The organism is Streptomyces flavofungini, assembly GCF_030388665.1.
Taxonomy (GTDB): domain Bacteria; phylum Actinomycetota; class Actinomycetes; order Streptomycetales; family Streptomycetaceae; genus Streptomyces; species Streptomyces flavofungini_A.
The window spans coordinates 7,094,795-7,107,725 of record NZ_CP128846.1 but is presented as its reverse complement, the minus strand read 5'-3'; the positions used below and the strand labels follow the sequence as shown (position 1 = coordinate 7,107,725).

9 protein-coding genes are annotated in these 12,931 nt (G+C 75.0%); 2 read left to right on the top strand and 7 right to left on the bottom strand.

Annotated features, from left to right (window positions below; translation table 11 throughout):
- Positions 1-173: 173 nt before the first annotated feature.
- The 3 genes from QUY26_RS30390 to QUY26_RS30380 form a co-directional block, all read right to left on the bottom strand.
- Positions 174-884, bottom strand: a complete 711-nt coding sequence (locus QUY26_RS30390) for a DUF899 domain-containing protein (protein WP_289952203.1) — start codon at positions 882-884, stop codon at positions 174-176.
- Between the two features lie 162 nt (positions 885-1,046).
- Entirely contained in the window at positions 1,047-2,255 is a 1,209-nt protein-coding gene (locus tag QUY26_RS30385; protein WP_289952202.1) for a cytochrome P450 family protein, read from the bottom strand.
- Between the two features lie 69 nt (positions 2,256-2,324).
- Positions 2,325-3,686, bottom strand: a complete 1,362-nt coding sequence (locus QUY26_RS30380) for an amidohydrolase (protein ID WP_289952200.1) — start codon at positions 3,684-3,686, stop codon at positions 2,325-2,327.
- A gap of 234 nt (positions 3,687-3,920) precedes the next feature.
- Here QUY26_RS30380 and QUY26_RS30375 point away from each other — a divergent pair, with 234 nt between their 5' ends.
- Positions 3,921-4,886, top strand: coding sequence for an endonuclease/exonuclease/phosphatase family protein (locus tag QUY26_RS30375; protein WP_289952198.1), 966 nt, complete (start codon positions 3,921-3,923; stop codon positions 4,884-4,886).
- A gap of 18 nt (positions 4,887-4,904) precedes the next feature.
- Here QUY26_RS30375 and QUY26_RS30370 read toward each other — a convergent pair whose 3' ends face one another.
- Complete coding sequence (locus QUY26_RS30370; RefSeq protein ID WP_436840539.1) at positions 4,905-5,975, bottom strand: phosphatidylinositol-specific phospholipase C domain-containing protein; 1,071 nt, start codon at positions 5,973-5,975, stop codon at positions 4,905-4,907.
- A gap of 363 nt (positions 5,976-6,338) precedes the next feature.
- Here QUY26_RS30370 and QUY26_RS30365 point away from each other — a divergent pair, with 363 nt between their 5' ends.
- Positions 6,339-6,812, top strand: a complete 474-nt coding sequence (locus QUY26_RS30365) for a DUF3574 domain-containing protein (protein ID WP_289952197.1) — start codon at positions 6,339-6,341, stop codon at positions 6,810-6,812.
- A gap of 97 nt (positions 6,813-6,909) precedes the next feature.
- Here QUY26_RS30365 and QUY26_RS30360 read toward each other — a convergent pair whose 3' ends face one another.
- From QUY26_RS30360 to QUY26_RS30350, 3 genes are all read right to left on the bottom strand, one after another.
- On the bottom strand, positions 6,910-7,344 hold the full coding sequence (locus tag QUY26_RS30360) for a hypothetical protein (protein ID WP_289952193.1): 435 nt from the start codon (positions 7,342-7,344) through the stop codon (positions 6,910-6,912).
- A gap of 76 nt (positions 7,345-7,420) precedes the next feature.
- Positions 7,421-9,625, bottom strand: coding sequence for an SWIM zinc finger family protein (locus QUY26_RS30355; RefSeq protein ID WP_289952191.1), 2,205 nt, complete (start codon positions 9,623-9,625; stop codon positions 7,421-7,423).
- Positions 9,622-12,768 carry a DEAD/DEAH box helicase gene (locus tag QUY26_RS30350; protein WP_289952188.1) on the bottom strand — a complete coding sequence of 1,049 codons (3,147 nt, stop codon included), beginning with the start codon at positions 12,766-12,768 and terminating at the stop codon, positions 9,622-9,624. Before QUY26_RS30350 ends, QUY26_RS30355 begins: the two co-directional genes overlap by 4 nt.
- Between the last annotated feature and the right edge of the window lie 163 nt (positions 12,769-12,931).

The following is a 12,931-nucleotide window of genomic DNA, read 5'->3' as shown; positions in this document are numbered from 1 at the left end:
TCAGTCGTGCGGTACGAAGCCGAGGCCCTCGGAGACTGTGCGTCCCCCGCGGCCCTCGAAAACAAAGACCCTGCACCGAGGAGAACGCGCACCGCACCCCATTTGACTCGCAACGTGACCTAAACGACACAGAGTTGGGGCCGTGGCGCAGCACACGCGGCCCGTGCGCGCCGTCAGTACCCGTACCCGTCGTACTCCTCGTACTCGTCGTGGTACCGCACCCGGTCGCTGCCCGCCGGTGCCCCGAGCGCCGACGCCCGGCCCTCGGGCCGCTCCCACTCCTCCTGCCGGCCGAGCGCGGTGAGGTCGAGCAGGCTGGTGGTGGAGCCGAGGCCGTCCAGGCCCCGGTCGAACGTGGAGTACGTGTGGAAGACGCGGTCGCCGTCACGCAGGAAGCAGCTGAGGCCGGGGCGGTCCTTGACGCGGCCGTCGGGCCCCGTGAAGGAGGCGGCGAAGTCGCGGTTGAAATCGCCGCCGCACGTGGAGAACCAGGGCACGACCCAGCCCATGCGGGCCTTGAAGGGCAGGATCCGGGTGAAGGGGGCGCGCGAGACGGCGACGAAGGTCGTGCCGCGTGCCCGCAGGTGCGCGAGGTGCCCGATCTGGTCGAGGAACGCCGAGCAGCTGCGGCAGCCCGCGTCCCACTCGGGGGCGAACATGAAGTGGTACACGATCAGCTGGACACGGCCGTCGAACAGGTCGAGCAGGGTCGCCTTCCCGTCCGCGCCGTCGAACAGATAGTCCGTGTCCACCTCGACCATGGGCAGCCCGCGCCGGTCGGCGTTCAGCTCGTCGCGGGCGCGGGTGGCGGCCTTCTCCTTGACGAGCAGCTTCTCGCGGGCGGCCAGCCACTCCGCGCGCGTGACGATCTGCGGCAGTCCCATGGCGCATTCCTCCGGATCCGGTCCGCGGTTCGCGGGTTCTCGGGAGGGCTGACTCGATGTCTCACAAGAACTCATCGGTCCCGTACGGGATTTCCCGGGTTTTTTCTCAGCCGGGCCGCCGGAAGGGTTCCCGGCCCCTCCGGCGGCCCCCCGAGGGCCCGTTCAGAACACCACCGGCAGCGCGAGAAGCCCCCGCGCCCGGATCGAGGGCCGCCACCGCAGCTCGCTCTCGGGCACGCCGAGCGCGAGGTCCGGGAAGCGTTCGAGGAGCGCGCCGATCGCGGTCGTCAGCTCCAGCCGGGCCAGGGGCGCGCCCACGCAGTGGTGGATGCCGTGACCGAGGGCGAGATGGCCGCTCGCGTCCCGGTCGAGGTCGAGGCGGTCCGGGTCGGCGAAGCGGTCGGGGTCGCGGCCCGCGGAGCCGAGGCCGAGGAACACGGTCTCCCCGGCCTGGACGCGCACGCCCCCGATCGTGACGTCCTCGCGCGCGAAGCGCCGGATGGAGAACACCGCCGAGGTGTCGTACCGCATGAACTCCTCGACGGCGCCCGGCAGTCGCGCCGGGTCGGCCCGCAGGGCTGCGAGCTGCTCGGGGTGGCGGAGCAGGGCGAGCGCGGCGTTGCCGATGAGCTGTACGGCGTTCTCGTACCCGGCGAAGTGGAGCAGGAAGGCGAGTGACGTCAGCTCGTCCTCGCTGAGCCGGTCACCGTCGTCACGGACCGCGATCAGGTCGGAGAGCAGGTCCTCGCCCGGCCGCTCACGCTTGTCGGCGATGAGCGCGGTGTAGAAGCCGAGCATCTCGACGACCGTCTCCTTGGCGCGGTCGGGCTTCGCGGGGTCCGGCGCGATGAGCGCGTCGGTCCAGTCCGTGAAGTCGCGCCGGTGGTCGGCGGGCACGCCGAGGAGGTCGCAGATGGTGATGACGGGCAGCGGCGTGGCGTACGCGGCCACGAGGTCGGCGCGGCCCGTACCCTCGCCGCGGGCCGTGCCTTCGATGGCGTCGAGGAGTTCGTCGGCCGTGCGCCGGACGGGTGCGCGCAGGCTCTCGACCCGGTGCTTCGTGAACGCCTTGACGACCAGGCGGCGGATGCGGGTGTGGTCGGGCGGATCCATGTTCAGCATGTTGGCGTCCAGCGCGGGCGGCAGCGAGAAGCCCCGGTAACTCCCCGGCAGCGCGTGCCTCTTGTCCACCGAGAGGCGCGGGTCGGTGAGTGCCGCGCGGACGTCCGCGTAGCGTGTGACGAGCCAGGCCGGGGTCCCGTCGGGCCCGGCGATCCGCCGCACGGGGGCGCTCTCGCGCAGGTGGGCGTAGGTGCCGTAGGGGTCGGTCATGAGCCCGTCGAGAGGCTCGGGTGCCGCGGGAATCGCCATGACCCCACCCTAGGGAACGCGCCGCCCCGGTGAGCGGCGGGCCCCGCGCCGCCGACCCCTACGGCGTCCTCAGGCGTCGTACTCCTGGATCCGCTTCCCGTGCCCGCGCTCCACGAGGGCGGGCATCCGCTCCCCCAGCTCCCGTACCACGGAGGTCACATCGACGGTCACAAGTTCCCGGTCCCGCATCAGGACACGGCCGTCGACGACGGTCGTCCGCACGTCCCCGCTGCGGGCACTGTGGACCAGGGTGGCGGCGAGATCGTGGACGGGCTGGGTGTGGGGTCCGGTGAGGTCGACGAGGATCAGGTCGGCGCGGCGGCCCACGGCGATCGAGCCGATGGACTCGCCGAGGCCGACCGCTCGCGCGCTCTGCAGTGTGGCGTGGTGCAGGGCCTGGCGGGAGGTCAGCCAGCGCGGGTCGCCGGTCGCGGACTTCTGGACGAGGGCGGTGAGCGCCATGGCCTCCCAGACGTCGAGGGAGTTGTTGGAGGCGGCGCCGTCGGTGGCGAGGCCGACGGGGATGCCGAGGCCGGCCAGCTCCCGGACGGGTGTGGGGTCCCAGGCGAACTTCAGATAGCCGCGGGGCGCGCTGGCGACGCCGACGCGGCCGGTGGCTCCGGCCAGGACGGGCAGGTCCCGCTCGACGATGCCGGTGCCGTGGGCGATCAGGACGTCGACGTCGAACAGGCCCGCGCGGTGCAGGATCTCGATGGGCGTGGCGCCGTGCCGCTCCAGGCTGTGCTCGGTCTGGGCGCGGCTCTCGGCGGCGTGCAGATGCACCAGCAGGCCGTGCTCGCGGGCGAGTTCGGCGGTCGCGGCGAGGTCGGCGTCGTCGACGGTGTACGGGGCGTGCGGGGCCAGGCAGGTGGTGACGCGGCCGTCGGCGGATCCGGCGCGGCGCAGCGCGAAGTCCAGGGACGCCTCCCGGCCCTCGGGGCCCTGGGAGGAGAAGTACGCCTGGCCGAGGCTGGCGCGCAGGCCCGTCCCGGCGACGACGTCCGCGACGGTGTCCATGGCGAAGTAGTGGTCGGCGAAGGTGGTGACGCCGCCGCGGATCATCTCGGCGCAGGCGAGGCGCGCGCCGAGCTCCACGTCACGCTCTTCGAGGTTGGACTCGATGGGCCAGACGTAGTCGTTGAACCACTCCTCCACGGGCAGGTCCTCGGCGATGCCGCGCAGGGCCACCATCGGGGAGTGGGTGTGGCAGTTGATCAGGCCGGGCAGGACCGCCTGGCCGCGGGCGTCGATGCGTTCGACGGCGGCGAGCGGGGCCGCGGCGGCGGTCGTGGTGACGTCGGCGATGACCCCGTCGCGTACGACGATCGCGGTGTCCGCCGCGAAGCCGACGCGCTCGGCCGAGTCGTGGACGAGGGCCGTGCAGCCCATGATGATGAGGTCGGCGGGGCCGGATGCGGCAGGCTCGGTCATCTGTTCACGGTACGGGGAGTGGGTCCGCCGTAGGCCTGTCGCGGCAGGCGTTTCGGAGGCACTCTGGCGGCAGCCGCGCGCCGCCGTTCTCGGGCCCGCGGCCTCCAGTGGGACACCGCCCGCACGGCACGCCGCACCAGCCTCACGCGACCCCTCGCCACCTCACGTCGCCCCCGACACCTCACGTCACCTCACCTCACCTCCCGTCACCTCACGACGGCGAAGGAGCCCGGCATGCTCCTCGGCACCTGGAACCTGGAGAACCTCTTCCGCCCCGGCGGCCCGTCGGGCCCGACCGACAAGACGGCGTACGAGGCGAAGCTGGCCGCGCTCGCGGAGACGGTGCGCGCCCTCGACCCGAGCCTGCTCGGCGTGCAGGAGGTCGGCGATCCGGCCGCCCTCGCGGACCTCGCGGCGATGCTCGACGGCGACTGGCACACGGCGGTGTCGCGGCACGCGGACGGCCGGGGCATCCGCGTCGGCTTCCTCAGCCGGCTCGACCTGGAGGTCCTGGCCGACGTCGAGGCGTTCCCGCCGAAGCTGCGGCCGGTGCAGGGCGACGACGCGGGCGGGCGGGTCGGCACGACGGGCCGCGGCCTGTTCGCCGTACGTGTCGTCAGCCGGGCGATCACCCTGGACGCGGCCGTCTGCCATCTGAAGTCGAAGCTCCTGACGTATCCGGGCGGCCGGTTCCAGCCGCGTGACGAGGGCGAACGGGCCCGCGTCGGGGCGTACGCGCTCTACCGCCGGACCGCCGAGGCAGCGACGCTGCGCGCCCTCGCCGACGAACTGATCGACCGGAAGGGCCAGTCCCGCGATGTGGCCGTCCTCGGCGACCTCAACGACGAGGCGGCGGCCGCCACCACCCAGATCCTGCTCGGCCCGCCGGGCTCCGAGCTGGGCACGCCCGGGTACGCCAGGCCGGACAAGGGCGATGCGACGCGGCTGTGGAACGTGGCGCCGCTGATACCGCCCGAACGCCGCTTCTCCCGCGTCAGCTTCGGCCGCCGGGAACTGATGGACCACGTGCTCCTGAGCCACCGCCTCACCGCCCGGGTGGTGGCCGACGGCGAGGCGAACACGGGGCTGCCGGACGACCCGGCGGGGCTCGACCTGCCCTCGGTGGGGGCGGACCCGCAGGAGCGGCGGGACGCGCCGGGGTCGGACCACGCGCCGGTGTGGATACGCTTCCAGCCCTGACGGCCCCGGCGACGGCCGCTACCCGCGCGGAAGCACCGTGGAGAGCACCCCCGGCAGCGGATACCAGTCGGACGACACGATGCTGGCGTGCCGCCCCGCGAGGAGGGTGACGCGGGCGCGGGCCTGGGCCTCGGTCGGGTTGGTCGCGCTGATGGCGGGCGGCACGTTGTGGGCGTCGGACATGACGACGAGGTAGCGCCGGTCGGCGTACCACTTGGTGTCGACGGACCCGCCCGCGTACACCGACGCGTCCCCGTCGAACAGCACGAACCACGGCCGGGTCGAGGCGTCGGTGTAGCGCGTGCGCGGGTCGCCGGACGCGGCGCCGAGGACGGCGGGGAAGGCGCCCGCGTCCGCGAGGCGGCCGGCGGCGGCGAGGTCGCGCAGGTGGGTGGCGTACTCGCGGTCGGTCCACAGCTTGTCGGCCGGGTTGTTCTGCTCGACGGTGCCGGGGATCAGCTCGACGACGAACTTGCCCGCGAGGTCCGACCGGTCGGGCCAGCCCTTCTTCTGGACGGCCTCGTCGAGGTTCGCGCTGCCCTCGGCGAGCTGGCCTGGCCGGTAGAGGGCGTCGCCGAGCTTGCTGCGCAGCAGGGCGTCGAGTTCGGCGGGGCCGCGGCCGTTCTTCGCCTGGAAGCCGTCCTTCAGCTCGACCTTCACGAGGACGGGCCGGTGGCCCGGGTGGGCGTCGTGCCAGGCCTTCATGTCGGCGAGGCAGCCGTCGAGGCGCTGGTTGCGCGCCTTGGTGCGCAGTTCCTCGGGCCGCTGCGCGTTCTCGCAGTTGTTGTCGTTGCCGACGGGGTTGCTGTGCGAGACGCGCCAGCCACCGCCGAAGACATTGGTCCACACGTCGATCTCGAGCATCGCCGCGCCGGAGTCCAGGGCGTCCGCGAAGTAGGGGTACTTGGACTTCTCGTACGCGTTGTGGACACCGACGCCGGTGGTGGCGGCGTACGAAGAGGAGGCGCCGGAGGACGCGGCGGCGGGCTCGGACGCGGGGCCGCCGTCGGCGACGGCGGACGGGGCGGTGGCCAGGGCACCGGCGACGGCGCAGACGAGGGCGAGCCCGAGGGCTCTGCCACGCCACAGCGGCGCCCCGGCTCCGGCACGCCCGACACCTACAGCACCCCCTGCCCCTCCCCCACTGTCCGCAGCTTCCGCGCTGTCCGCACTCAACGTGCTTCCCGCACCCACCGACCGATCCGTCACCGCACGCACCGCTGTCCCCTCCGCCACACCCGTCAAGTCCTGGGAAAGGTAAGGGATGAGGGTGACGGAACGGAAGACGGCGACTTACGGACAGGCCCCGTGCGCCGACACGTCCACGGGGCCCGGGTCCTCTACTGTTTACGCCCGTCGAGGCCGCTCCGCACCCGGCCGTCGGCGCCCCGCACCCCGTCGCACCCGTCGCCCGGCCCGCGCGGCCGCGCGCCCGCACGAAAGGCGGCCCTCATGGCCCTCACGCTCACCCTCACCGGCCCGCGCATCGCCCTGGCCGCCACGGCGGCGGTCCTCGCGATCGGCGCGCCGACAGCGTACGCGGCCCTGGACTCCGACGATTCGGCGCCCCGCACGCGGGCCACGGCCTCGCGCGGCGAGCCCTTCGTCGAGACCCGCCTGTTCTTCGGCACCGAACGCCCCGACGGCGGCCCGGCCGTGACGGACAAGCAGTTCATGAAGTTCATCGACACCGAGGTCACGCCCGGCTTCTCCGACGGCCTGACCATCCAGCAGGGCCGGGGCCAGTGGAAGGACAGCAACGGCAAGATCGAGCGGGAGCGGTCGTACGAGCTGATCCTGCTGTACCCCACCGCCGAGGCGAAGAAGCGGGACGTCCTCATCGAGGAGATCCGCTCCGACTACGAGAAGAAGTTCAAGCAGGACTCGGTGGGCCGGTTGGACGACCGGGCGCGGGTGGACTTCTGAGCCACGCCGGTCAGGCCGTTCACCGGGTGCCGGGAGCCGGTTGCACGCCGCTGCCCCCGGCTCCTGCGGCCAATCCGGCCGTTCGGCCGCCCAGGGCTCAGCCGAGCGTGACGTCGCCCACGGTGCGGGCCTGGATGACGTTGCCGTGCTGCACGCCACCGCTGATGGTGTTGCGCACGTTCCCGCTCCGCCCGTCCTCGCTTTCATCGGGCGCCAACTCGTCAAGGAGCAAACGCAGTTCGGCTGCGGCTTCCGGGTCGTCCCGCAGGGCCCGCCGCATCCGGTTGCGCCACTCGGCCTGGACGTCGGCGGCGGTGTCCGCGTCCTGGGCGTCACGTGCGGCGACCAACTCCGCGCGCGCTTCGTCGAGTTCACCGCCGACGGCGAGCGCGGCACCGTCGCCGTCCGCCGCGCGCCGCCGCGTGAAGAACCCGACGGCCCGATCCCGCGCGTGCGCCCACCCGTCCCCCACCATCGACTGCACGAGCGCTGTGGCTCCGGCCGCCGCGAGGGCGGTCAACTCTGCGTCCACGAGGTCTCCTTCATCGCCGCTGCCGCCGCTGCTTCCGCTGCCGCCGCTGGAGGTTCCACGGTAGCGGCCGTGGCTGTCAGGGGCCGAGCAGACCCGTGAGGGCTCCGACCGGGTCCTCGTCGGCGGAGCCGTCCGGCCACCAGTCGGTGCGGCCCGCGTGGGTCTCGCCCCGGTAGGGGTACCAGCGGCCGTCGTGGCCGTAGCGGATCTGATGGCTGGCGGTGGGGTCCGTGAGGTGATTGTGGTGGATCGTCATGCGGGGCAGGTGCGCGGCGGCGAGGGCGCCCCTGGCGCGGTCGAAGGGACCCGCCGGCGGGTCCCAGGGGGACTCCAGGACCGCGAGGCCCTCCTCGCCGCCCTGCCGCCAGGCCGCCGCCGCGCGGGACAGGTCGGCGGGGGCGCGGCCCACCGACGCGGCCAGCGCAGCGAATTGACGGCTGAACGTCCGGCGGCCCGTGAGCCCGGGGTGCGACGCGGCGAGCCGCACCGCGTCCAGCCAGGCGTCGACCGCGAACGGGGACTCCCCCCACCGCAGGTGCGCGTGGGCCCGCACCGCCGCGTCCGTCGCCAGGAACTCCAACGCCGTCGCGTCGGGCGCACCCGGCCCGGCGGGCAGGACGGGCGGCTCACCGGGGTGCTGCGGGACGGGGAACGGGGGCGGGAGCGGGGGACGGTGGTCGCTGCTGAGGACGTCCCGGGCGGGGACGCCGGGGAGCGGCGGAGGCGTGAGGGGCGCTGCTACGGGCCGTTCGGGGTGGAGGGCCGGGGTGGCCGACTTCGGGGAGGAGGGGGAGGAGGGGGAGGCGGGGGCAGCCGTCGTCGGGTCGGCGGGGAGGGGGCTTCTCGGCGGGGAGGGCAGGGGGCTCTCGGACGCGGAGGGCAGAGGGTTCCGTTGCGCGGAGGGCAAGGGGCTCCGTTGCGCGGAGGGGCTTGTGTTCTCCGGGTGCTGGAGGGGGTGGTGCGGGCTGTCCGGCTGTCGGTGGGCCGGAGGGACGCCCTGGTCGGCGGTGGCCGGGCGACGGATGGCGTTGCGGGCCGCGTCGGAGGGGCGGGGGGTGGTGGATCGGGGCGCGTCGGAGGGGCGAGGGGTGGTGTGGGGCGCAGCCGTCGGGTACGCGCTGTCACCCGCCTCCGGTGCCGGACGAGCCGCCTCCCCCGCTCGGGCGGCCGAGCGGATGGCCTTTCGCACCGCGTCCGACGGGCGCGCGGCCTTCTGTGTCCCGGGTGGGTCGTCCGCCCCGGTCGCCGGACGGGCGGCGTCGCCCTGTGCGGACGCCGGCGTACGGAAGGCGTCGTCCGCCCCGGTCGCCGTACCGGAGCCGTCGTGCGTCCCCGGCACCCGACGCAGCACTTCGTCGGCCTCAGCAGCCCCCGCCCCCGTCTCCGCCTCGCGGCTGACGGCACCGCCGGCGGCGGCCTCCGTGCGAGCGGTGTCGCCCGAAGGAACCCTCGGCGTCCGCCTCTCCCCGTACGCAGCCGCCGGAGGGCGCGGCGTCGCCTCCCTGGCCGCGAAGTGCGCGTTGCGGCGCGCGAGTTCGTCCAGTACGCGCGTCTCGTCGGCACCCCGCACGAGGAGGAGCACGAAGGGGTCGGCGTCCAGGATGCGGGCCGTCTGGTAGGTGAGGGCCGCGGCGTGCTTGCAGGGGTGGCCGCGGTCGGGGCAGGCGCAGGACGGGACGAGGTCGCCGTGGCCGGGGAGGAGGGGGACGCCGGTGCGGTCGGCGGTGGTCGCGAGGGCTTCGGGCATGTCGCGGGTGAGCAGGGCCGTGAGGTGGGCGGGGTCGGCGACGGCCGCGTCGAGGAGGCGGTCCCAGTCGGCGGGCGTGAGGGTACGCATGCGGAGTTCGGCGCGGTAGGGGCGGGGGCGGCTGCCGTGGACGTACGCGACGATGCGGCCCGGCGCGACGGTGATCGTGTCGACGTGGCCCTCGCGGGCGTACGCGCGGCCGCGGGCCAGGCGGGCCGGGTCGAGGGCCGAGTCCTCCAGCGCGGCGATCCACGCGTTGCCCCACCACGTCGAGGCGAAGGGGGCGTCGAGGCCGGTGCGGGGCGGGAGGGCGGGGAAGACGCGGGAGCGGGCTCCGCCGCCCAGGCCGAGGGCGGTCCGGGAGGGCACGCCGCCGCTCGGGCCGGAGGCCGTCCCGGAGGCAGCACCGCCGCCCGCCCCGCCGCCCGTCCCGGAGGCAGCACCGCGGCCCAACCCGGAGCCCGCTCGCGAAGGCCCGCCGCCCGGGCGGGCCTCGGCGCGGGCGGATGCCCCCTCGTCCATGGCGGGGCTCATCGCACCCTCCGCAACGTCACCAGCTCCGACAGCTCCGCGTCCGACAGCTCCGTGAGGGCCGCGTCGCCGCCGTCGCCGAGCACCGCGTCCGCGAGGGCCTGCTTGGCGGCGAGGAGTTCGGCGATGCGGTCCTCGACCGTGCCCTCGGTGATGAGGCGGTGGACCTGGACGGGCTGGGTCTGGCCGATGCGGTACGCGCGGTCGGTGGCCTGGTCCTCGACGGCGGGGTTCCACCAGCGGTCGTAGTGCACGACGTGGCTCGCGCGGGTCAGGTTCAGGCCGGTGCCCGCGGCCTTGAGGGAGAGCAGGAAGACCGGGACCTCGCCCGCCTGGAAGCGGTCCACCATCGTCTCGCGCGCGGCCACCGGCGTACCGCCGTGCAGGAGTTGGGTGGGTACGCCGCGCGCGGTCAGGTGGGCTTCGAGGAGCCGCGCCATCTCGACGTACTGCGTGAAGACCAGGACCGAGCCGTCCTCCGCCAGGATCGTGTCGAGGAGCTCGTCGAGGAGTTCCAGCTTGCCGGAGCGGGAGCGGCCGGTGCCGGTGAGGGCGGCGCTGTCCTTGAGGTACTGCGCGGGGTGGTTGCAGATCTGCTTGAGAGCCATGAGCAGCTTCATGACCAGGCCGCGGCGGGCGATGCCGTCGGCGGCCTCGATGCGGGCGAGCGTCTCGCGCACCACCGCCTGGTAGAGCGCGATCTGCTCGCGGGTGAGGGGCGCGGGGTGGTCGGTCTCCGTCTTCGGGGGCAGTTCGGGGGCGATGCCCGGGTCGGACTTCTTGCGGCGCAGGAGGAAGGGGCGGACGAGGCGGGCGAGCCGGGCCACGGCCTCGTCGCTCTCGGGGGAGCCGCCGGCCTCGGCGAGGCGGGCGTGCCGGGCGCGGAACGCCTTGAGCGGGCCGAGCAGCCCGGGGGTGGTCCAGTCGAGGAGGGCCCACAGCTCGGAGAGGTTGTTCTCGACGGGCGTGCCGGTGAGGGCGACGCGCGCGGCGGCGGGAAGGGTGCGCAGCGCCCGGGCCGTCGCCGCGTGCGGGTTCTTCACGTGCTGCGCCTCGTCGGCGACGACCAGGTCCCAGTCGCGGGCGGCGAGTTCGGCGGCGCTGGTGCGCATCGTGCCGTACGTGGTGAGGACGAGGGCGCCGTCGGGTACGTCGTCGAGGCTGCGGCCCGCGCCGTGGAAGCGGCGTACGGGGACATCAGGCGCGAAGCGTTCGATCTCGCGCTGCCAGTTGCCGAGGAGGGAGGTGGGGCAGACGACGAGGGTCGGTTCGGGGCGCGCCCGGTGCAGGTGCAGGGCGATGAGGGTGACGGTCTTGCCGAGCCCCATGTCGTCGGCGAGGCAGCCGCCGAGGCCGAGCGCGGTCATGCGGTCGAGCCAGGCCAGGCCGCGGAGCTGGTAGTCGCGCAGGGTGGCCTTGAGCGCGGGTGGCTGCGGGACGGGGTGCGGGTCGCCGGTGAGGCGTTCGCGCAGGTGGGCGAGGGCGCCGGTGGGTACGGCGGGCACGCGTTCGCCGTCCACCTCGGCGGCGCCGGTGAGCGCGACCGTGAGGGCGTCCACGGGGTCGAGCAGGCCCAGGTCGCGCTTGCGGGCCTTGCGGACGAGATCGGGGTCGACGAGGACCCACTGGTCGCGCAGTCGCACGATGGGGCGGTGGGCCTCGGCGAGGGCGTCCATCTCGGCCTCGGTGAGCGGGGAGCCGCCCTCCTCGGTGCCGGGGTCACCGTCCCCGCTTTCGCCCCTGTGCGGGCCGAGCGCCAACTGCCAGCGGAATTCGAGCAGTTGCTCGGTCTTGAAGAAGTCGAAGTTGTCAGCGGCCGTGCCCGGAGCGGGCCGCACCACGGCGGTCGCGGTCAGCTCCCGCGACAGCTCCCGCGGCCAGTGCACGTCGACCCCGGCCGCGCCGAGCCGGGTCGCGGTGGCGCCCAGGAGGTCGTACAGCTCGGCCTCGGTGAGCGGGAGCACGTCGGGGCGCGGCCGGTCGGCGAGGCGCCCGAGCGGCGGCCAGACGCGGGCGGCCCGGCGTACCGCGAGCAGCGTCTGGGCCTTGGCGCGCGGCCCGAAGTGCTCGGCGCCCTCCCAGAGCCGCGCGGCGTCGACGACGAGGGTGGGGTCGGCGAGGCTGTGCACCTGGAGGACGGCGGCAGCGGCCCCGGCGGCGGCACCCTCGCCGACCCCGGCACCCCCACCGGCCCCGGCCGGGGCGAGCCCTTCGCCCGCCCCGGCACCCTCCTCCTCCCCGTCGAACAGGTCGTGCGCCCGCAGATCCACCCGCAGCGACACCCGCACCCCCGCGTCCTGCCCGGCCGCCACCTCCGCCGCCCACTCGCGCGCACCGGGCAGCGACTGCGGGGCACGGGCGGCGAAGGGCGCGCCGACGGCGTACGCGGCGGCCGGGGTGCGCGGCAGGACGTCGAGGACCGCGTCGACGAATGCCCTGACCAGCGCGTACGGCTCGGGCAACAGCAGCGGCGCGCGGGCGCCGGGCAGGGGCGCGGCATGCGCTTCCGGAGGCAGGGCGGCGGCGATGGCCCGCAGGTGCGCGACGTCCTCGGCGCCGAGCGGCCCGGCCCGCCACGCGTCCACGTCGGCATCGGTCAGGCCGGGCAGCAGCCTGCCCCGGGCGGCGAGGTGCAGGGCGTGCCGGGCGGCGGCTTCCCAGCACGCGGCGGCGGGGTGCGCGGCGGGGCGAGCGACGACGGCCGGGCGACGATGGGGGCGGGCGGAGCCGTCGGCGCGAGCGCGGCCCTGGGCCTCGGCACGGGCCACCTCACCACCAGCACCCCCCAGCAACACCTCCACCCCTTCCCCCACCGGCGCGAACAGCGCGGGCACGACCCGCCTGCGCACCCCCGCGCCATGACGGCGCACGACGGTCAGCTCCCCCCGCCCCCACGTTCCCGTGCCTCCCGTGCCTCCCGTGCCCCCAGCGCCGGGCACGTCGGGCAGTTCCCCGCCGTCCGGCCGCCACCACGCGAGCACGCCGTCGCGGGGCACCTCGGCGGGCAGAAAGACGGCAGCGCAGGTTCGCACGAGAACGGCGCGGGCGGCGCCGTCGGCGGCGGGACCCTCGTCGGCAGGACCCCCGGCCACGGCACGGCGAACACCGGCAGAGGCCACCGCGGCACCGCCAGCCGTCACCGCCATCACTTCACCCGTCACTCGCGCACGCACCCGTCAGCTCCCACCGCCACCCTAAGGCGACCCCCCACCCCACCTCGGCGTCGAGTCCGCCCGCGCGCCCCGCGCACCCTTCGGACCTGTGCGTTCGCCCCGCCGCTAGCCCCGCGCGACCACCGCGTCGCCGTAC